Origin of the sequence: Enterococcus sp. DIV1298c (genome assembly GCF_017316315.1) — a bacterium.
GTDB classification, from domain to species: Bacteria; Bacillota; Bacilli; order Lactobacillales; family Enterococcaceae; genus Enterococcus_B; species Enterococcus_B mangumiae.
On the sequence record NZ_JAFLWG010000011.1, the window covers coordinates 26,671 to 47,674 of the forward strand.

At 39.5% G+C, this 21,004-nt stretch carries 21 protein-coding genes and 1 riboswitch; of the genes, 3 read left to right on the plus strand and 18 right to left on the minus strand.

Features of this window, described 5'->3' with window-relative positions:
* Window positions 1–33: 33 nt before the first annotated feature.
* A riboswitch (Fluoride riboswitch) is annotated at window positions 34–101 on the minus strand.
* A gap of 40 nt (window positions 102–141) precedes the next feature.
* From JZO83_RS02645 to JZO83_RS02655, 3 genes are all read right to left on the minus strand, one after another.
* Window positions 142–798, minus strand: a complete 657-nt coding sequence (locus tag JZO83_RS02645) for a FusB/FusC family EF-G-binding protein (protein ID WP_206856253.1) — start codon at window positions 796–798, stop codon at window positions 142–144.
* A gap of 276 nt (window positions 799–1,074) precedes the next feature.
* On the minus strand, window positions 1,075–1,578 hold the full coding sequence (locus JZO83_RS02650; RefSeq protein WP_206856255.1) for an HD domain-containing protein: 504 nt from the start codon (window positions 1,576–1,578) through the stop codon (window positions 1,075–1,077).
* Window positions 1,579–1,701: 123 nt separating this feature from the next.
* Window positions 1,702–2,463: an RNA methyltransferase gene (locus JZO83_RS02655; protein WP_207114919.1), complete on the minus strand. Its 762-nt coding sequence runs from the start codon at window positions 2,461–2,463 to the stop codon at window positions 1,702–1,704.
* Between the two features lie 108 nt (window positions 2,464–2,571).
* On the opposite strand from JZO83_RS02655, the gene JZO83_RS02660 reads away from it, so the two are divergent.
* Window positions 2,572–2,847: an acylphosphatase gene (locus JZO83_RS02660; RefSeq protein ID WP_207114920.1), complete on the plus strand. Its 276-nt coding sequence runs from the start codon at window positions 2,572–2,574 to the stop codon at window positions 2,845–2,847.
* Window positions 2,848–3,062: 215 nt separating this feature from the next.
* Window positions 3,063–4,007 (plus strand): membrane protein insertase YidC, encoded by a 945-nt coding sequence (gene yidC, locus JZO83_RS02665; RefSeq protein ID WP_207114921.1) that lies wholly within the window; start codon window positions 3,063–3,065, stop codon window positions 4,005–4,007.
* A 50-nt stretch (window positions 4,008–4,057) separates the two neighbouring features.
* Here yidC and glyS read toward each other — a convergent pair whose 3' ends face one another.
* From glyS to JZO83_RS02720, 11 genes are all read right to left on the minus strand, one after another.
* Entirely contained in the window at window positions 4,058–6,127 is a 2,070-nt protein-coding gene (gene glyS / locus JZO83_RS02670; RefSeq protein ID WP_207114922.1) for a glycine--tRNA ligase subunit beta, read from the minus strand.
* Between the two features lies 1 nt (window position 6,128).
* Window positions 6,129–7,046 carry a glycine--tRNA ligase subunit alpha gene (gene glyQ / locus JZO83_RS02675; protein WP_207114923.1) on the minus strand — a complete coding sequence of 306 codons (918 nt, stop codon included), beginning with the start codon at window positions 7,044–7,046 and terminating at the stop codon, window positions 6,129–6,131.
* Between the two features lie 376 nt (window positions 7,047–7,422).
* Window positions 7,423–8,226, minus strand: coding sequence for a DNA repair protein RecO (gene recO, locus JZO83_RS02680; protein ID WP_207114924.1), 804 nt, complete (start codon window positions 8,224–8,226; stop codon window positions 7,423–7,425).
* A gap of 269 nt (window positions 8,227–8,495) precedes the next feature.
* Window positions 8,496–9,395 (minus strand): GTPase Era, encoded by a 900-nt coding sequence (gene era, locus JZO83_RS02685; protein WP_206856271.1) that lies wholly within the window; start codon window positions 9,393–9,395, stop codon window positions 8,496–8,498.
* Window positions 9,396–9,408: 13 nt separating this feature from the next.
* A complete protein-coding gene (locus JZO83_RS02690) occupies window positions 9,409–9,822 on the minus strand; it encodes a diacylglycerol kinase family protein (protein WP_206856274.1) in 414 nt (137 codons plus the stop codon).
* Window positions 9,800–10,276: an rRNA maturation RNase YbeY gene (gene ybeY / locus JZO83_RS02695; RefSeq protein ID WP_206856277.1), complete on the minus strand. Its 477-nt coding sequence runs from the start codon at window positions 10,274–10,276 to the stop codon at window positions 9,800–9,802. The genes JZO83_RS02690 and ybeY overlap by 23 nt, the downstream gene beginning before the upstream one ends.
* Window positions 10,277–10,296: 20 nt before the next feature.
* Window positions 10,297–12,486: an HDIG domain-containing metalloprotein gene (locus JZO83_RS02700; protein ID WP_206856279.1), complete on the minus strand. Its 2,190-nt coding sequence runs from the start codon at window positions 12,484–12,486 to the stop codon at window positions 10,297–10,299.
* A gap of 21 nt (window positions 12,487–12,507) precedes the next feature.
* Complete coding sequence (locus JZO83_RS02705; RefSeq protein WP_207114925.1) at window positions 12,508–13,479, minus strand: PhoH family protein; 972 nt, start codon at window positions 13,477–13,479, stop codon at window positions 12,508–12,510.
* A 266-nt stretch (window positions 13,480–13,745) separates the two neighbouring features.
* The gene (locus tag JZO83_RS02710) at window positions 13,746–14,192 is read right to left on the minus strand and encodes a GatB/YqeY domain-containing protein (protein WP_207114926.1); all 447 of its coding nucleotides are present in this window, start codon (window positions 14,190–14,192) and stop codon (window positions 13,746–13,748) included.
* 26 nt (window positions 14,193–14,218) lie between these two features.
* Window positions 14,219–14,395 (minus strand): 30S ribosomal protein S21, encoded by a 177-nt coding sequence (gene rpsU, locus JZO83_RS02715; protein WP_002356740.1) that lies wholly within the window; start codon window positions 14,393–14,395, stop codon window positions 14,219–14,221.
* A gap of 164 nt (window positions 14,396–14,559) precedes the next feature.
* The gene (locus tag JZO83_RS02720; protein WP_206856288.1) at window positions 14,560–14,988 is read right to left on the minus strand and encodes a Fur family transcriptional regulator; all 429 of its coding nucleotides are present in this window, start codon (window positions 14,986–14,988) and stop codon (window positions 14,560–14,562) included.
* A 91-nt stretch (window positions 14,989–15,079) separates the two neighbouring features.
* Here JZO83_RS02720 and JZO83_RS02725 point away from each other — a divergent pair, with 91 nt between their 5' ends.
* Window positions 15,080–15,937 carry a pyruvate, water dikinase regulatory protein gene (locus JZO83_RS02725; RefSeq protein ID WP_206856290.1) on the plus strand — a complete coding sequence of 286 codons (858 nt, stop codon included), beginning with the start codon at window positions 15,080–15,082 and terminating at the stop codon, window positions 15,935–15,937.
* 78 nt (window positions 15,938–16,015) lie between these two features.
* Here the strand turns inward: JZO83_RS02725 and JZO83_RS02730 are convergent, their stop codons facing one another.
* The 4 genes from JZO83_RS02730 to JZO83_RS02745 all read right to left on the minus strand — a co-directional run bounded on the left by JZO83_RS02730 (window position 16,016) and on the right by JZO83_RS02745 (window position 21,003).
* Entirely contained in the window at window positions 16,016–16,315 is a 300-nt protein-coding gene (locus JZO83_RS02730) for a metalloregulator ArsR/SmtB family transcription factor (RefSeq protein WP_206856292.1), read from the minus strand.
* A gap of 66 nt (window positions 16,316–16,381) precedes the next feature.
* On the minus strand, window positions 16,382–18,109 hold the full coding sequence (locus JZO83_RS02735; RefSeq protein WP_207114927.1) for a phospho-sugar mutase: 1,728 nt from the start codon (window positions 18,107–18,109) through the stop codon (window positions 16,382–16,384).
* Window positions 18,110–18,498: 389 nt separating this feature from the next.
* Window positions 18,499–19,425: a thioredoxin-disulfide reductase gene (trxB, locus tag JZO83_RS02740; RefSeq protein ID WP_206853733.1), complete on the minus strand. Its 927-nt coding sequence runs from the start codon at window positions 19,423–19,425 to the stop codon at window positions 18,499–18,501.
* A 144-nt stretch (window positions 19,426–19,569) separates the two neighbouring features.
* Window positions 19,570–21,003: a 6-phospho-beta-glucosidase gene (locus JZO83_RS02745; RefSeq protein WP_206853731.1), complete on the minus strand. Its 1,434-nt coding sequence runs from the start codon at window positions 21,001–21,003 to the stop codon at window positions 19,570–19,572.
* Between the last annotated feature and the right edge of the window lies 1 nt (window position 21,004).

The window sequence follows — 21,004 nt, forward strand, 5'->3', positions numbered from 1 at the left end:
AAAAAAAGCCTACTAAAAAAACGGATTCTCCGATTTTTAGTAGGCGTCATTAGTCATCTATCGATCGACATTTAAAGGTGAACACCATCACCTATTCATTTACGGAAAGTTTATCATACCTTCTTAGAAAAAACAATGACACTATTTCTCTTTCTTCACGATTTCTGTAAATTCATAGAATGGTGCCAACTTTACAAGTTGTTGATTGCATTGATCGCTATCGTGACAAATATAATTCCCTTTTTTGGTATACGTGCCATCTGATCCAGATTTCGTTGTGGAAAGAAACATTGCAACATTTGAGGTCTTATGACAAATCGCACACACCCCTTTGATGATCGTCGGTGAAAGTGTTCCATGCACCCCTTTTAGCTGGTCGTTCTCGTAATAAAGCAGATATTTCTTTTGTGTTCCTGGGTCGTTCCAACCAATATACGTGTGTTCTTTCAGATCTAAGATTTGCCAATCTGGTTGTTTCAACTTTTTCACTTTTCGGAATATTTTTTCCACTTGGATTTTTGATGGTTGCTTGAATGGCGCAACATGTTCTTTCAAACGCTCGAGCAATTCTGCTGCTTTTTCTTTTTTCAAATTCGTATCCATGATCTGCTGCACAAATGGTTCAAGTAAAACGATTGCTTGCGGATCATTTTCTACTACCTCATTGATTTTTTCTGTTGCTAACGCTTGGACTGTCGCGACAGTTTTTTTGTCATTCACTGAATGATACACATTCAATAATTGCTCGATTTCTCGTTTAATAAAGAAATATTGATAGGTTTTAATTGTTGTTTCCATGATTTTTTGAGTCCTTTCTTCTTTCAAAAGTAGCTACTTTGAAGAAAAAAGTGTCCTTCAACAAAGTTAGCTTAATAACTGAAGTCCTTGAACTCTGCTAAATAAGATACATATGGCATCTCATCACCCCCCTTATGCTTTTTTCATTATGTACAGTTATCTAATAAAGAGTTAACCTTATCTCTCTTATTTCGTCAACTACTTTCGTACAAAAAAACAGTCAAAGAATGCCCAAAATCGGGTTCTTTGACTGTTTCGATTCGGCTGGTCAATGGGTTAAACCGATTGTTCTTTACCAAAATATCGTTGCCATTTTTGTTTCATCGTATCTGTTACCGGTTGTGCCGCTTCTTTCACTGCACAATACTTGTCCACAAATGTCACAATATAGCTTTCTTTGTATTTTGGCGGAGCGATCGTTGCGCCCCACATGTGTTTCAAAATGATGTCGCGTTCTAAATCAGAAAGCTCTGTGATCTTTTCCGCATTCTTTACTGCGATTCTTGGATGCACATACGCATGTGTTCCTTCATCAAATTTTGTCGTACGCCAGTCATAGTAAAATAGGTCATGTAAAAGTCCTGCACGTGCAGTTGCTCTTGCATCTCCACCCCATTTTTTTGCTAATTTGTAGCTATAGTAAGAAACACTGATCGAGTGTTCCAATCTTGTCGAATGTACATGTTGAATATAGTCAGCTAATTTTTGCACAGCTTCTGTTTCTAATAGATCTTCGATATAAGACATGTATTCTTCGTCTTCACGCCATTTTTCTGTCATAATTTTCGATCTGCCACCTTTTTGAATTTCATTTATCGTTGAAATTGTACATAGTATATCACTCGCGTTCGGAATATTCTAGTGAGGTTGACTAAAAATCCAAAAAGCTTAATAGTTCCTTAATCAAGAAGAGAGATGATACAACAATATCCCCGTAGCAACACCGACATTCAATGATTCGGCGTGTCCATTCATTGGGATATAGATATTTTTATCGGTCAACGCTAGCAACTCTGATCGCACCCCTTGTCCTTCATTCCCCATAATGATCACATAATTTTTTGTTGGAGTGATTTCAGGTAAAGAAATTGCCTCTTCATTGAGTTCTGTTCCATAAATCGCAAACTCTTTTGCTTTTAATTCAGGAATGAGTGCGTCTAATTCTTGCACGATGACGGGTAAATGGTAGTTGCTTCCTTGCATACTTCTCAATACTTTGGTGCTATAAATATCAGCTGTTCCTTTACCTAAGATGACGCCGGCTAAACCAAACGCATCGGCTGTACGGATCATTGTTCCGACATTTCCAGGATCTTGGACATTGTCTAATAGCAACCAGCCGCCGGTATCGATTGATGACTGGCTGACTTCTAATGGCATTACTGCCACGATTCCTTGTGGTGTCGGTAAGTCAGAAATCGCTGACATCACTTCATCAGTGACTAAGAAGTGATTCAATGCGTGTTGCTCGACCCATGTCCCCCACTCTGACCAGCCTTTTTCTGTCAGAAAGATCTCTTTCGGTATAACTTGGGAGTTCACAGCTTCTTCGATCAAATGGAACCCTTCAAGCAGGTATTCCTGACCTTCTTCGCGGTGCTTCTTTTTATGTAATTTTTTTAATTCCTTGATTCTAGGATTTTTTGCTGATTGAATTTTTTTCACGTTTTTCCACCTCACTTTATTATAGCATGGAATCAATCTTGGAGCTTGTTAGTTTTGGAAAAAATCGTTATCATAAATTTATAACTAAAGGAAAGAGTGGTGCTTTAGATGAAAAAGGTAAAAATGAATGTACAAGGTCGTGTCCAAGGTGTTGGTTTTCGCTATATGACGAAAATGGTGGCTGATCAACTAGGTGTGACTGGCACAGTTAAGAACGAAGAAGATGGTTCGGTGACGATCGAAGCCGCTGGCGAGGAATCAGTCATTGATCAGTTCATTAAAGAAGTCAAGCAGTCACCTAGTCCAAGCGGTCGTGTCCAATATGTCGATCTGCAAGAACATCCGATGATGGAGGAACGTAAAAAATTCGATGTGATTGGCTAAACTTAGTGATTCGTCTATCCCTATCTCCTAATTTTGGCAGCGGTCTACTAAAAATAGCGAAGGCTTGTGTTTTTTAATTGTGTGTGATCATATCCCTTCACTTGATTGACTCGTCTTACGAGGATTATTTGAATTTTCTATGAAGTTCATTGAATTATTCACATATTTTTAGTATAGTTAAGCTTGTGTAAAAATTTTAAAAGAGGAAGTATTTTATGAATAAATGGAAAAACTGGTTACTAGGTTCTGGTCTTGTAACACTCTTACTTTTCTTATCTGGCTGTGTCAGAATGGATGCTGACGGAAACCCTGATACATCTGGGATCATTTATCGAGTACTCGTGCAACCTATGGGACAAGCGATTACATATCTCGTGCAGAATTTCAACTGGTCATACGGTTGGGCTGTTATCTTGATGACTGTGATCGTCCGAATCATCATTTTACCTTTAGGGATCAGTCAATCGAAAAAAACAATGATCCAGTCTGAAAAAATGCAAGCATTGAAACCTCAAGTCAGTGCCGCCCAAGAAAAATTAAAAGCGGCAACGACACGTGAAGAACAAATGGCTGCACAAGCAGAAATGCAACAAGTCTATCGCGAAAATGGTTTAAGTATGACTGGTGGTATCGGTTGTTTACCTTTATTGATCCAAATGCCGATCTTCTCAGCGCTATACTTTACTGCTCGTTACACAGAAGGTATCCGTGAATCGACTTTTTATGGTATTGATCTAGGAAATCCAAGTTTAGTTTTAGTTGCGATCGCAGGGATCGCTTACTTGCTCCAAGGATATATCTCAACGATCGGTATTCCTGAAGAGCAAAAGAAAACAATGCGTACGATGTTGATCGTGTCGCCAGCGATGATCGTTTTCATGTCGATCAGTGCCCCTGCCGGAGTAACACTTTACTGGGTAGTCGGCGGTATCTTTAGTTGTCTTCAAACATTTATTACAAATGTCATCATGAAACCACGACTAAAAGCACAGGTGGCAGAAGAATTAAAACAAAATCCACCGAAACAAGTCGTGACACCTCGAAAAGATGTGACACCTGAAGAAACAACGAAATCAACAAAAAAAATCAATACACAAGCTACAGCGAATAGAAACAATACTAGCGGGCGTAATGCTGGCAAACAACAACGTAAAAAATAAAAGAGTTTGGGATGTGTGAACATCCCAGACTCTTTTTGCTCTACTTGGCTTTACTTTGTAATGATTTGATCTAGACTTGCAATACTCAATGCCATATCAGCAATTTGTTGTAATTGCGCTAGACGATTGTTGCGGACAGCTTCATCTTCGACCATTACCATCGTTTGATCGAAATACTGCTCGATAACTGGTCTCAAGCTAACTAATTGGTCATAATTCTCTTTGAGTGTCCGTTCAGCAAACTCAGCTTTCACTTCTTCGACCGCTGTATACAATGCTTTTTCTGCTTCATTTTCAAATAAGCTTGGATCTACTTCAACTGTCGTGCCTTCCGCTTTTTTCGCTAGATTCATCACACGTGTCAAAGCTTCCATTGATGGTTTGAAGTTTTCATCTTGTAGACGTTCTTTCAATAGACGTGCTGCTGCAAATACTGTAGTCAAATTGCTTTCTTTTGCATTCAAGACAGCATCGATCACATCATGGCGAATGGCTTTTGTTACCAAACGTTGGCGCAAACGTCCTTTGATAAAGTCAATGACGTCATTTCCTTGAACAAATGCTAAACCAAAACGCTCTTGGTTTTCATTGATTGCATCGTTTACTTCTTGTTGTAATTGTGCCAATGGGAACGCCCATTGTTTTTCTTCAATGATTCGAACGATACCATAGGCTTGACGACGTAATGCGTATGGATCGTTTGATCCGCTTGGTATCATTCCTACAGTGAAGAAAGAGAAAATACTATCTAGTTTATCCGCAATCGCTAAGACCGCACCAACAGCTGTTTCTGGTAGTTCACCTTCACTGGCGATCGGCAAGTAGTGTTCCCGGATCGCTGTCGCAACTGCTGGATTTTCTCCGTGCAACAACGCATATTTTTCACCCATGATCCCTTGAAGTTCTGGGAATTCGCCAACCATGTTCGTGACTAGGTCAAACTTGTAGATTTCTCCTGCACGTTGTAAGTCAGAAAGTTCTTCTGAAGATAAACCGACTGATTGACCAATCACTGATGAAATCACTTGTACACGTTGCATTTTTTCATAAATGCTACCGATTTTTTCATGGAAAGTGACTGATTTCAATTTATTGACATAATGTTCGATCGGGAATTTTTTATCTTCATTGTAAAAGAATTCCGCATCTTCTAAACGAGCAGTCAATACTTTTTGATTCCCACGAACAACGTTATCTAACTTCACACGATCGCCGTTTCGTACAGCGATAAAGTGTGGCAATAGTTGTCCTTTCGCATTTCGCACATCAAAATAGCGTTGATGTTCCTTCATTGAAGTCACAAGAACTTCTTCAGGCACAGACAAATATTTTTCTTCAAAGTCACCGGCAAAGACTGTTGGATACTCCACTAGATTATTGACTTCTTCAAGTAGGTCTTCATCAAAATCGATATGCCAGTCATTTTCTGTTGATAATTGAGTGGCTTGTTCCATGATCATTTCTCTTCTCTTTTGTGGAGAGGCAATCACAAATTGCTCAGATAGTTTTTCTTCATACTCCCCTGGATGGGCAAATGTGACTTCTTCTCCTAAGAAACGATGCCCACGAGAAGTACGTCCAGTTTTCACATCTAAAAATTCAAACGGGATCACATCTTCTCCTAACAGTGCCACGATCCAGTGAATTGGGCGGATGTATTCAAAGTCAAATGACGACCAGTGCATCGTGACAGGGAATGTCATACTTTTAATCACATCGATCAGTCCTGTTAAGACTTCGATGGCTGGTTTTCCTTGTGTATATTTCGTGACATAAACGTATTCTACGCCTTTGATTTCTCGGAAAGTGATATCGTCTGTTGTCACTCCTTGTCCACGAACAAATCCTTGCGCTGCTTTAGACCAGTTACCTTCTGCGTCTAAAGCAATTTTTTTCGCAGGTCCTTTTACTTCTTCTTCACTATCCGCTTGACGTTCGGGTACGTTTGTTACTTTGATCGCCAAACGACGTGGTGTAGAGAATGTCTCAATTGCATCGTAAGTCAATTGATTGGCTGTTAAAAAAGCTGCTGCTTTTTCTTCTAATTGTTTCATGCTCGGTGTCACTACATGCGCGGGCATTTCTTCCAAGCCGATTTCTAATAATAAGTCTTTAGCCATCTTATTCAGCCTCCTTAACGGTCGTTGATTTTTCTGTTTGATCGTTCAGCAGTGGGAATCCAAGTTTTTCACGTTCTGCGACAAAGATTTTTGCTACAGATTTCGCCATATTACGAATACGTGCCAAGTAACCGGCACGCTCAGTCACAGATACCGCACCACGGGCATCTAATAGATTGAACGTATGGCTGCATTTCAAGATATAATCGTATGCTGGATGAACCAGATTTTCTTCAATGCAACGTTTCGCTTCTTTTTCAAAACGGTCAAAGTTGCTTAACAGTAATTCTTGATCACTGACTTCAAATGAATATTTTGAGTGTTCGTATTCTGGTTGTTTGAAGATCTCTCCATATTTGACACCTGCTGACCATTCAAGATCATAGACACTTTCAACTTCTTGGATGTAAGAAGCTAAGCGTTCCAATCCATAAGTGATTTCTGAAGTGACTGGTTTACAAGGCAAGCCCCCAACTTGTTGGAAGTACGTAAATTGAGTGATCTCCATACCGTCTAACCAAACTTCCCAACCAACACCGGCACAGCCCATCGAAGGATTTTCCCAGTTATCTTCAACAAAGCGGATATCATGTTCCAACGGATCGATCCCTAATAGTCGCAAGCTTTCCAAATAAAGTTCTTGGATATTTTCTGGTGATGGCTTCATTACGACTTGGAATTGATGATGTTGGTACAAACGGTTAGGGTTTTCGCCATAACGACCATCGGCTGGTCGACGTGACGGCTCAACATATGCAGCATTCCACGGCTCTGGACCGATTGCTCGCAAGAAAGTATATGGGCTCATTGTGCCCGCCCCTTTTTCTGTATCGTATGCTTGCATCAGCATACAACCGTTTGAAGACCAAAATTTTTGTAATGTCAAAATCATTTCTTGAACTGTTTGCTTCTTACTCATAAAATTACCCCTTTCATCTTAACCAAGAATCAAAAATAGTAATAAAAAAAGTCCCTATGTTTGCATAAACAAACATAGGGACGAAAATGTTCGCGGTTCCACCCTACTTCCGAGTCACTCGGCAGCTTCGTTGATCGTACTCACAAGTGCCTCTTCAAAAATCGTTTGCATCCGGCTCACACTCTCCCGAACTCGCTTGTGCCACATGATTTCCTACTGATCTTGATCATCGTACGTATTTGATTATTGAATGTACTTCATCAGTTACACTCATCTATTGAAAAAATAATCGTTACTATCTAGGCTTTATAATAGACGGTAACTAGCTACTTTGTCAAATATTTTTGAAAAAAAGTGCTTTGTTTCAATTTACCGATCATTCTTCGGTGGGCTTCTCCTGATTTCGATCATTCGCTGGTTTCATGATATGCTCCCAACTTTTCATTTGATCGATAAATTTTTTACTTTTTAAATGGATCCCGACGTATTCTTCATATAGCAGATCGATCAATTGACGAATTTTTTGCTTCGTTTCTTCTTTGACATTGATCCCACTGATACGATCATACGAAATCGCCGAAAACATCCGTACAAAGTAGACTGCTCGCGGGTCGGCATGATAGCGATGATGATCTAACTCCCAGTGGTTTTCACATAAGACACCGCCATATTTTGATGAGTAATCAAATTTTCCTTGAGTCTGCCCACATACCGCACAATGCGTCCAAACTGGCGAGATCCCAAAGCGTTGCAACAATTGGATCTCAAAGATGTTGGTAATGATCTCTGGGTCATCCCCTTGATCCATACGTTGTAGTGCTTGATGGGTAAATTGAAACAGATTGGGATCATATTGTCGATCCTCGATTGCCGCATCGACTAAGTTCAACAAGTACGTCCCATAACCGCTAAGAAAGATATCTTCTTGGATCTTACGAAACGAATGGACATCTTTCACGCTGTTGACAAAGGACAATCCTTCATTATGAAAATGACCGATATAGACTGCTTCCGTAAAAGGGAGCAAAGCCGGCGCGATCGGCTGATTTTGACGATGGATTCCCTTGACGTAAAACATCATTTTACCTGCCGATTCTGTAAATATCTTAACTAATTTATCTTTTTCCTTGTAGTTCCGGCTTGAAAGGATGATCCCTTTTGATTCTGCAAGCTGACTCATCGTCACGCCTCCTCTGATTTAAACATCGACTGCTTTTTTAATAAGCAAGAAAGTAGGAAAAAGTCATGCGAGCATCTAAGACAAAATTACTAGGCTCTTTTTGTCTTAATTGCTTCCATGACTTATTGATCTTTTACGCTACAACTAGATAAACGGTGTTCGAAAGCTAACTCCTACGATATTAAGCCAAAATTTGAAAAAATATGAGAAGCTATTTTCTCAAATTCTTTCTTAATACTCGGAGTTGACCAGCTTTCTCACAACCTTGTTTAGTACTCGTCTTGACGATACCCAAAATCTTGTAAATAAACTCGCTTGTCTCGCCAATCTTTTTGGACTTTGACCCAAAGCTCTAAAAAGACTTTATCCCCCAACAGGTTCTCAATATCTCTTCGTGCTTTTGTGCCGATATCCTTCAGCATCTTACCGCCTTTGCCGATAATGATCCCTTTTTGACTATCGCGCTCCACGATGATCGTCGCTTGGATATGGATTTTATTGTTCTCATTGCGTTTCATTGTGTCGATCACTACTGCAACTGAATGCGGGACTTCATCTCGTGTTAAGAATAAAACTTTTTCTCGGATCAATTCAGAAACGATAAAGTACTCTGGATGGTCTGTCACTTGATCGTCAGGGAAATATTGTGGCCCTTCAGGCATTTCATCCACTAAAACATCCATCAAACGCTCCACATTGTTTCCTTCTGTAGCAGAAATCGGCACCACTTGTGCAAAGTCCATTTGTGTCGAATAATCTTCAATGATTCCCAATAGCTCATCAGGATGAACCTTATCGATCTTATTGATGACCAAATATACCGGTGATTGAACATTTTTCAATCGTTCGATGATAAAATCGTCACCTTTTCCTCTTTTTTGATCGGCGCTGATCATAAATAATACCGCATCGACTTCACGTAATGCACTATAGGCTGTTTCTACCATGAAATCACCTAAGCGATGTTTTGGCTTATGGATCCCTGGTGTATCAATGAAGATCAATTGCGCTTCAGGAGTCGTATATACTCCTTGAATCTTATTTCTCGTCGTTTGCGCTTTATCACTCATGATCGCGATTTTTTGACCAACGATCCGATTAAGCAATGTGGACTTACCAACATTTGGTCGCCCAACGATTGCGACAAATCCAGATTTATGTTCTGACATAGTTACTCTCCTTTTAATTAAAAAACAGTTGATAGATTTTTGGACCAAATAAAATGATCCCGACGATCACAGCAAAACAAGCTGTCAAAAGCACCGCACCAGCTGCCATATCTTTGATTTTTTTTCCAATTGGATGAAAATGGAAGTCTGTGAACATATCGACTACATTTTCAAACACAGTATTCATGATCTCAACGATCCATACGAGAAAGACTGAAAGGAGCAACCAGAGCCACTCCATTCGGTCCAACTGAAAGACGACGCCCATCAGCAATGCAATGATGCCAAAAGCAACGTGTTTCTTCATATTTCGTTCTTCATCGAAAACTGTTTTAACGCCTTGTAAAGCAAACTCCACTGACATCCAAAAATGTTTGTTTTTATCTGCCTTTTGTTCTTCTTTTCTACCTTTTAAGTCCATAAGCATCTAAAATCTCTTTCTGTAGTCCAAACATTTCCGCTTCATCTTCAGGTGTCATGTGATCATAGCCATTGATGTGTAAAAAGCCATGCACGGCTAAGAATCCTAATTCACGATCATAGGAATGACCGTATTCTTCTGCTTGTTCTTTTGCTCGATCGATCGAGATCATGATATCGCCTAACACACGAGGCATTGGCTCATCGTCCTCTTCAAAAATCACCGGGATCTCATCTTCAACCTCATCTTCTAATGCAAAACTGATCACATCAGTTGGTGCATCTTTGCCACGGTACGTACGATTGATTTCCTGAATAGACGGATTATCCATGAACGTGACCGACATTTCTGTTTCATCTGATAAAGAAAGTTTTTTTGCGGCAAATTGAAGAAGTTCTTCGATTTCTTTGATTTTCGTTTCAGATACAGTATTTGTTTCATCGATAAATGTAATATCCATTAGGCATCGCTTCCTTCTTGCTATTCTTTTTCTTGTTTCATTTTTTCTGCTTCAGATTTCATCTTAGGGTATTTGATCCTTGAATGGAAGGTACTGCTCAAGCCGCTAACAAGGGATTTTTCCACTTTGCGGATTTCTTTGAGTGTCAATCCACTGTCATCTAGCTGTCCATCAGAAATTCGTTCTTCAATCAAATTATGCACAAAAGCCTGGATTTTTTCGCTCGTCGGATGATCCATTGCTCGCACAGCGGCTTCGCAACTATCCGCAATATTGACGATCCCAGCTTCGCGGGTTTGTGGTCTTGGTCCAGGATAACGGAATTGTTCTTCCGTTACTTCCGGGTTACGTTCTTTTGCTTTGATGTAGAAATAACGCATCAAGGTCGTCCCATGATGTTGCTTGCAAATATCGATCACCATTTGTGGCATATCGTATTCTTCTAAAATTTTAGCGCCATCTGTCACATGCCCAAAAATAATCTGTTTACTATCTTCAGGAAGTAAAAAATTATGCGGATTTTCTGCGCCAGAAGGCAGGTTTTCGACGAAAAAGCTCGCATGTTTGATTTTGCCGATATCGTGGTAGTAACAAGCTACTCGGGTCAATAGTGACCGCCCGCCGATCTCAGCGACTGCATTCGCACTTAGATTTGCAACCATCATACTATGGTGGTAAGTGCCGGGTGCTTCTTCTAGTAATTGCTTCAACAATGGATGATTTGGATTACTCAATTCATTCAAAACGATCACACTGTCGTCATTTACCAATAATTCGATATATGGATGTAATCCGATCGTCAAGAGATAAGATAGGAATGCACCCATGAAACCACACACTAACGTCAACCAAGTCGTACCATCACTAAAACTCATTCCTTGATAAACCACTAGAACGACATCCATCAATAATGGAAAGACAACGACCCACATGATTGCTGGAAACCATTGTTCTGAAATCCGTTGACGCTTCAAGATCGCTGCTAAAAAGCCAGCAAAAAGATACGAGATCAAAATAACGGTCAAGAAATTCGTACCAATCGAATTATAAAAAATGAACAGCGCTGAAACTGCCTGGAATAACGCAGCCATGATACCTGCTCTTCGATTTAGGAAAAAGTTCAACACAAGCGGTACGAACGCCGCTGGATAAAGCAGCGGAATATAAGTTGCTTGTTCTGTTTGAAAGACTTGGAAAAATTTCATCAATAAAATACTGATGGACATGGCTGTCACATAAAAAAGAATATATTCTGTTCGTTTGAATAGATCTTTATATTGGAGTGAGTTGTAGAATAACACGCCAATTTGTAACAATACCGCTAAAATCATTGCGACAAGTGGAAAAATTGAGGTAGATTGACTCGTCAACCCTAGCAATTCTAACTTTTTCATCGCGGTTGCATCGATCTGGTTTCCTTCACGAACAATGATCTCCCCTTGGAAAATCATGACAGGTTGAATCGAATCTCGTGCCTCTTGCTTCAATTCTTCTGTCCGCTTCTCGTTTAGAATGTCATTGACAACGATTCCCTGATCCACTAAGTAACGGATCATTTCTTGTTGTTCAGCCGAAACATTCAAATATTGGATCTTCTCGTCTGCTTCTTGTTTGAAATTGTCCAGATCACTTTCTCGAACTTGCTTACTCATTTGTTCGTCGATCAATTTCAAGCTTTCATCACGAATCGTCGTGATCTCACTATCGGACATATCCATGATCGTTGAGTAAAAACTATTTGGTAATTTCTGATAGAATGCGACATCATCAGCATTTGAATTTTCAAATATTCGTTTCAAAGCTGCTATCCGTTCTTCTACGGTTGGTTTTGGTACATTTTCATCTTCTTTTGCCTTACTGACTTTCTCTTCGTATTGCTTGTCGATCGTGTCATTGGCACGCCTGATCAATACAAATAGTTGATTGATACGACGATCTTGTTCAGAAGCTAGATCACTTTGATAAGTGTATTCAGGTGTGACCGCTTCAGCAGCTAACTTCCTTTTTTGCTCTGTTTCTTCCGTGTTCTCAATCGTTTTATTGGCACGGATACTTTCTTCTGCTACTTGTCCTTCTCTAAAATCATTGGGCTTTTGTTTTACACTGCTAAACATTATCCCACACATCAAAATGAAGAAAAGCAATAAGAGAAATGGAGCAGCAGCTTTACCTAGTTTCGCTTGAAGGTGCTGCAATATTTTGTTCAACATGTGGTAATCCTCCTAAAAAAGCTATTCCTGATGAAGATCCGCTTTTTCATAAGCTTTGATGATTTCTGCCACGACAGGGTGACGAACGACATCGCTAGCTTCAAAATTCACAAAATCGATTTTTTTGATTTGTTTGAGTGTTCGTTCGGCATGGATCAATCCACTCATTGTCCCTTTTGGCAAATCGATCTGGCTCGTATCCCCATTGACGATCATTTTTGACTGATAACCAAGACGAGTCAAAAACATTTTCATTTGGGCAACCGTCGTATTTTGGGCCTCATCTAAAATGACAAAAGCATCATCTAAGGTTCTTCCACGCATATAGGCAAGTGGGGCAATTTCAATGATTCCTCGCTCCATCAAACGATTCGTATGATCTAATCCAAAAATTTGATACAAGGCATCATACACGGGACGTAAGTATGGGTCGACTTTCTCTTTTAAATCTCCTGGTAAGAAACCAAGATTCTCCCCTGCTTCAACGGCTGGACGAGTCAAAATGATTTTTTGGACTTCGCCTTTTTTCAACGCAGCAATGGCTAGTACGACAGCCAGAAATGTTTTTCCGGTGCCGGCTGGTCCTACACCAAAGACAACATCATGTTTTGCTACAGAATCGACGTATTTTTTTTGTCCGCTGTTTTTGACACGGATCGGTTTGCCGTTCCGGTCTTTGACGATTTCTTGTTCATACATCTCAACAAAATAATCCAGCGTCCCTTTTTGCGCCATTTTTAATGCTGTGACTACATCAGGCATACTGACATGGATTCCTCGTTTGATCAATTCTTGTAATGTTCGAATCACGGAAGCAGCCAAAGAAATATCGGTTTCGTCACCGATGATCTGGATGACTTCCCCTCTTGCATGGATCGTCGTTTCAGTTGTTTCTTCGATCAGTTTGATATGTTTATCATGTGATCCTAAAAGCATACTGACATCATCAGCAGCTGTTAATCTAATATCCAAAGAACTAGACTCTTCTGTCAAAAATAGACATCTCCTTTATTTCAAATCGTTCCTACCTATTCTACCATAATCACGAAAAACTATATAGCGAATAAAATGCGACGTTTTTACAAAAAGATGTTACAAATAAGAATCAACGATTGATCAAGCGGTCTAGACATTAAAATCAGTACTTTATTACTTAAAAAAATTTATATGATAAGGAAAAAACTGTTTTATTGAGGATTTCTCATAGAAACACAAAAAAACTACGGACATTTTCATGTCCGTAGTTTCATTTGCTAAGATTAAGACTGCAATAGTTCTTTTACGATAGCATTGACTTGGTTTCCATCTGCTTTTCCTTTGACTTTAGGCATGATGACTCCCATGACTTTACCAAATTCTTTTACAGATGAAGCACCTGTTTGCGTGATCGCATCTTGAACAAGTTGTCGAATTTCTTCTTCAGAAAGTTGTTCTGGCATATACTTTTCGACTATCACAATTTCACTTTTCACTTTTTCAGCTAAATCGTCACGTCCAGCTTCCTCGAATTCATGCAAAGAATCACGGCGTTGTTTCATTTCGCGAGACAACACTGTTAGTTCTTCTTCTTCTGTCAAGTCGTGACCTTCTTTAATCTGCTCGTTTTGTATAGATGACTTGATCATACGAATCACCTGTAAAGATTCTTTATCTTTAGCTTTCATCGCTGTCTTCATGTCATCGTTCAATCTACTTAGTAGTGACACACTACCAACTCCAATTCATCAAAGAACTAGAATTTTTTGCGTTTTCTAGCTGCTTCAGATTTTTTCTTACGCTTTACACTTGGTTTTTCGTAGAATTCACGTTTACGAGATTCTTGTAAAGTACCCGCTTTTGACACGGAACGTTTGAAGCGACGAAGAGCATCGTCAAGTGATTCGTTTTTGCGAACGACTGTTTTTGACATATTAATTCCCTCCCTCCGAGCTTAAAAAGTAACCGTAATTGTTATTGAAATGTTAATCTCAAGAAACAAGACTGTTCTATAAACATTATAGCTAATGCAGTTTTGACCGTCAAGAGAATCTTATGATTTTTTTAAATATTCAATTGTTATTTTATTGAAAATTATCATTGACAGCTCTCACAGCGACCAAATATTTCAAAACGATGCCCTTCAATGGTACATCCACTTAATTGCTCTTCGAAGTAATTCATTGGGCACATATGGATTTCTTTTGTCACACCACAAACGGTACAAATAAAGTGATGATGGTGTCCGATCTCGCCTTGGCAACAATGGAAACGGAATTTCATCTCTCCATTTAAATCGGTTTCTTCCAAAAGGTCCAACTCTGAAAAATCGTGCAAATTACGATAGATCGTGTCATAGCTGACCCCTTTAAATTCCTGACTCATATAATCAAAGACTTCCTTTGCAGAGACATACCGATTGCGTTTTATCAAATAAGCGAGCAATGCTTCCCGCTTTTTGGTGTATTTAAATCCGTTATTTTTCAATGTTTCTAAAGATTGTTCGATCAATGTTTGTTTATTCATGATTATCCCCCAAATCAAAATGATTACGAAGTATGGATACTTGAGTATGGTATAATAAACCTAAAAAAAAAGCAAGTGAGGTTTTTTATTTATGACTGCCGAATCAAACGAAGTCGTTACCTTCTTTGTCATTTCAGACTCCGCAGGTGAAACAGCGACAAAATTAGCCCAAGCCACGATGGCGCAATACCCGTCGATCGAATTTAGTTTATTTCGACGAACTTTTGTGACAGACCCGGATACGTTACAGCGTGCGCTAACGGATGCCTTGGCAGAAAAAGCGTTAGTGCTTCATACTTTGATCAATCAAGAATTAGTCGACCTGACCAATGAGTTTTGTCAAAAAAACAAGTTATACAGCTTTGATGTATTGACACCTCCGATTGCCGAGATCGAGCGCTTGACTGGCATCAAACCGACACGTCAACCGGGAGCACTTCATCTCTTGAATGAAAATTATTTCAAGCGTATCAAAGCAATGGAATTTGCAGTGAAATACGATGATGGCAAAGATCCTCGTGGTTTTTTAGAAGCCGATGTCGTCTTACTTGGTGTATCTAGAACTTCTAAAACACCATTAAGTTTGTTTTTAGCCAATAAGAATCTAAAAGTTGCGAATCTACCGCTGATTCCACAAGCACATATCCCTAAACAGTTGTGGGAAATCGATCCGAAAAAAATTGTTGGTTTAACAAATAATCCTGATATTTTAAATAACATTCGTAAAGAACGGATGCGTTCGTATGGTCTTAACCCGGATACTGCTTACTCAGATATCGAAAAAATTCGTGCAGAGCTTGAATTTGCCAATGAACTTTATGAGAAATTAGGTTGTGTGGTCATCAATGTCGCATCTCTTTCTATTGAAGAAACAGCTTCATTGATATTAAACGAGTTGGAATTGGAAGACCATAGCTATTACGGCACAGAAACATCTGAAGAAAAATAGTTCAACTCTCTTTAGATGATAAAAACAGGATTTGAATCCACTGATGCGTGGATCAAATCCTGTTTTTCGTCTATCAAGTTAATTTTTTTGATGCGCTACATGCTTGATCGTTTGCTCTAAAATATCCAAAACGTGGAAGTCATCTAGACTATAAAGGATCGTTTTCCCTTCACGTCGGGATTTCACCACATGATTTTCACGCAGTAAACGTAACTGATGGGAAACAGCCGATTGTTCCATTTGAACTGCTTGACTGATCGACGTAACATTCTTTTCACCATCTTTTAGATAAAGTAAAATATTCAAACGTGTCGGATCACTTAATACTTTGAATAGTTGACTCACTTTATCTACTTGTATGTGTTGATTGATTGCCAACAGCTTCACCTCCGTCAAAAAGACTGACTACTAAAGTGTACCACTTTTTTCGTCAGTCTCAACTATTTATTCTTCTGTCATTGATTTGATGCTGGCTTCAAACGCAGAGATTTTTTCTTGGGCTGCTTCATTTGAATCACCTTTGACACCAATATAAAATTTGATTTTTGGTTCAGTTCCAGAAGGACGGATCGCAATCCAACCATCTTCCTCCAATGTGTATTTCAAGACATCTGAAGGTGGTGTTGTTAGTTTTTCCGTCTGTCCATTTGCATCTGTTCTTGTTTGTGCTTTGAAATCTTCTGTTTGTAAGACTTTTGCTCCGGCAAATTCAGTTGGTGCATCGTTTCTGAATTTCTCCATCAATTGGGCGATTTTCGCTGAACCTTCTTGGCCACTCATCGTAACTGAGATTGTTTTTTCTGCATAGTAGCCATAAGTTTCAAAAATCGATTGTAAGCCGTCATAAAGCGTCTTATCTTGTTTTTTATAAAATGCTGCAACTTCGGCTAATAATAATAGCGCTTGGATCGCATCTTTGTCGCGAACGAATGGTTTGACCAAATAGCCGTAGCTTTCTTCAAAACCAAACATAAATGTATGGGAGTCTGTCTCTTCAAATTGTTGAATTTTTTCAGCAATAAATTTGAAGCCAGTCAAGACATTCATCATTTCTGCCCCGTAATGTTTGGCGATCGCTGCTGGCAATTCACTTGAAACGATCGATTTCAAGACTGCTGCATTTTCTGGTAACGTTCCTTTTTCTTGATGTGCTTCCAAAATATATTGAACGAGCAATGCACCGATTTGATTTCCTGTCAGCACTTTATACGAACCATCTGGCAAGCGCACAGCTGCACCTAGTCGATCGGCATCCGGATCAGTAGCGATCAGTAGGTCTGCGCCTTCTTTTTCGCCTAGACGGATCGCATATTCAAAAGCAGAGTGTTCTTCTGGATTTGGTGATTTGACGGTAGTGAAGTCTGGGTCAGCGACCGCTTGTTCAGGAACCAAAACGAATTGTTCAAAGCCTGCTTGAGTCAACGCACGCTCGCCTAACATTTTGCCTGTACCATGTAACGGTGTGAAGACTAGCTTCAACTCTTTCCCTAATGTTTCTACTAATTCATGATTGATCGTCACTGCTTTGATTTCTTCCAAGTATGCTTGATCGATTTCTTCGCCGATGATCGTGATCAAATCACTATTTTTTGCTTGTTCTTCCGCTAAAACTTCCACTTTCAATGGATTACTTACGTTGCGGACATATTTTGTCAATGCGTCTGCATCAGCAGGTGGCATTTGTCCACCGTCTTCGCCATAGACTTTATAACCGTTATATGCCGCAGGATTATGAGAAGCTGTAACCATGATCCCTGCAAACGCGTTAAGATGACGAACTGCAAAAGAAAGCTCTGGTGTTGGACGTAAGCTTTCAAACACAAAAGATGGAATCCCATGTTGTGCTAAAGTTTTCGCCGCTTCCATCGCAAATTCTGGCGATTGATGGCGTGAATCATAAGCAATTGCCACACCACGTTTTTTGGTTTCTGTTCCTTGTTCATCCATAAATTGCGCAAGTCCTTCTGTGGCTTGACGTACTGTATAGATGTTCATTCGATTGATACCAGGACCTAAGATCCCGCGCATTCCTGCTGTTCCAAATTCCAAAGGTGCGTAGAACGCATCTTCTAATTTTTCAGGATTTTCACTTAATTCTTTTAATTGTTTTTTTAAATTTTCTTCTAATGATTCTTCAGTTGCCCATTGCTCGTAAACTTGTTTCCAAGACATGAAGCTGACACCTCTTTCTAAAAATATGTTCCTTTCTAAGTATAGCATTCTCTTTTTAGATAGCAAAGCATAAGAAAAGGTTGTGAAAGAAGCGTTCTGCACTAAGGCACAAGAGAAAAAAATCGAAAATGGCTTTTTCATTTTTGATTTTTTTCTCTTGTGTCCGAAGTGTTGCTTCTTGAACACCGTTTATCTAGGTTGTGAAAGAAGCGCTTTGCCCGGAACACATTTTGTCTGGGAGGTAAAAAAATAAGCCCTACCAGCCGAGAATAGTTTCCTATCTTGGTCATGGTATGGCTTATCTGCAAAGGTGTTATTTTGGGAACACCTTTTATTCCGTTTTAAAGTTAGAAACAAAAATGAATTTTATTTTTGTTCCAGACACCTTATTACGCTTTTGTTTCTTCTAAAGATTCCAAGTATTTATAAACTTGTTGTCCGGCAATCCCACCATCACCAACTGCTGTGGTGATTTGGCGTAAGTCTTTTTCTCTTACATCGCCAATAGCAAAGACACCAGGCATATTCGTGCGCATGTCTTGATCAGTTGGTATCCAGCCTGCATCATTTGTTAGTCCCGCTTTACGGAAAGGTTCTGTCAATGGATCTAACCCAACGTAAATGAACACGCCATCTGCTGCTAACTCGATTGGTTCACCAGTTTTTGCATTATGGCCTTTGACACCAGTCACGACCATCTCATTACCGATGATCTCATCAGTGATCGTATCCCAAACAAAAGAGATTTTTTCATTGGCAAATGCACGATCTTGAATGATCTTTTGCGCTCTTAATTCGTCACGACGGTGAACAACGATGACTTCTGAAGCAAATTGTGTCAAATATACCGCTTCTTCTACAGCAGAATCGCCACCACCGATTACAACTAATCGTTTGTTACGGAAAAAGGCTCCGTCACAAACTGCACAGTAAGATACACCACGTCCAGCATATTCTTCCTCGCCTGGTACACCTAGTTTACGATGGATACAACCAGTTGCGATGATCACTGTTTTTGCTTCATAGCTTTTGTCTTCACAAATGACTTCTTTGTAATTGCCATGATCTTTGATATCTTGGACGATACCATAGATGTTTTCGGTACCAAATCGTGAAACACCTTCATACATTTTATAAGCAAGATCTGGACCCATGATCGAGTCAAATCCAGGATAGTTTTCGACTTCTGCGGTATTGTTCATTTGTCCGCCAGGTGCCCCTTGTTCGATCATTGCTACAGATAAGTTTGATCTTGAAGCATATAAAGCAGCTGTCATTCCAGCAGGGCCTGCGCCAATTACGATTACATCATACATATGTAGATTCCTCCGTTTTAAAAATCAAGTAAGCTTACTTTACAGCCAATCACATAAAAAGTCTATTGTTCTGCCTACGAGTCTCGAATAGATATATTATACTCGAAATCGATAGACAAAAACAATAGACTTTAACATTACATCTTATTCGTTCGCCAGGTTTTCTCCATTTGAGGCAATCACTTGTTTGTACCAATCAAATGATTTTTTCTTTGTTCGTTTCAATGTACCATTGCCTTCATTGTCACGATCAACATAGATAAAGCCGTAGCGTTTTTTCATTTCACCAGTTCCAGCAGAAACTAGATCGATACAACCCCAAGTCGTGTACCCTAAAAGATCGACACCATCAAGTTCAACTGCATCTTTCATCGCTTGGATGTGTGAAGCAAGATAAGAAATGCGGTAGTCATCGACAACATAACCATTCTCATCTGGAGTATCCACAGCACCTAACCCATTTTCGACAATAAACAATGGTTTTTGATAACGATCGTAAATATCGTTCAATGTTACACGCAACCCTAGTGGATCAATTTGCCAGCCCCATTCACTTGCTTCTAAATAAGGATTTTTCGTTGATTCAAAAATATTTCCGGCTGTTTGTTCGAGTAGTTTAGGATCTGTTGTTGAGACCCGAGAAGAATAATAAGAGAACGAAATGAAATCAACCGTATGTTGTTTCAATAATTCTAAATCTCCTGGTTCCATCTTGATCTCGATTCCTTGTCGCTCCATTTCTTTTAGCGCATACGCAGGATATTCCCCTCTTGATTGTACATCGATAAAGAAATAGTTTTCACGATCTGCTTGGCGTGATGCCCAGACATCTTCTGGTTTGCATGAGTAAGGATAATAAGCTCCCGCCGCTAACATACAACCGACTTTATTTTCAGGGTCAACTTCATGAGCAATCTTTGTGGCGATTGCACTCGCTAGCAATTCATGATGGGCAGCTTGATATTTGATTTGTTCGACGTTATCGCCTTCTTCAAAATACAAGCCAGCGCCCATAAATGGTGCATGTAAGATCATGTTGATCTCATTGAACGTCAACCAGTATTTCACTAATCCTTTGTAACGGTTAAAAATCACGTGACAAAGATTTTCATAAAAACCAACTAATTCTCTTGAACGCCATGCGCCATATTCTTTGATCAAATGCATTGGACAATCAAAGTGTGTGATGGTGACTAATGGTTCGATCCCATATTTCTGACATTCTTTAAAGACATCTTCATAGAATTTCAAACCTTCTTCATTCGGCTCTTTCTCATCACCCATTGGAAAAATTCGGCTCCACGCAATCGATAGACGATACGTTTTAAAGCCCATTTCTGCAAAAAGAGCGATATCTTCTTTGTAACGATGATACATATCGATTGCTTCTTTTGCTGGATAAAAATGTTCATCATCAAATTCAAACATTTTTTGTTGCCCAGTGATCACCGGAAAACGATCTGGACCGATTGGCACGACGTCTACATTCGCTAAACCACGCCCACCTTCATCGTATCCTCCTTCACATTGATTGGCAGCTGTTGCGCCACCCCATAAAAAGTCTTTTCTAAATCCCATC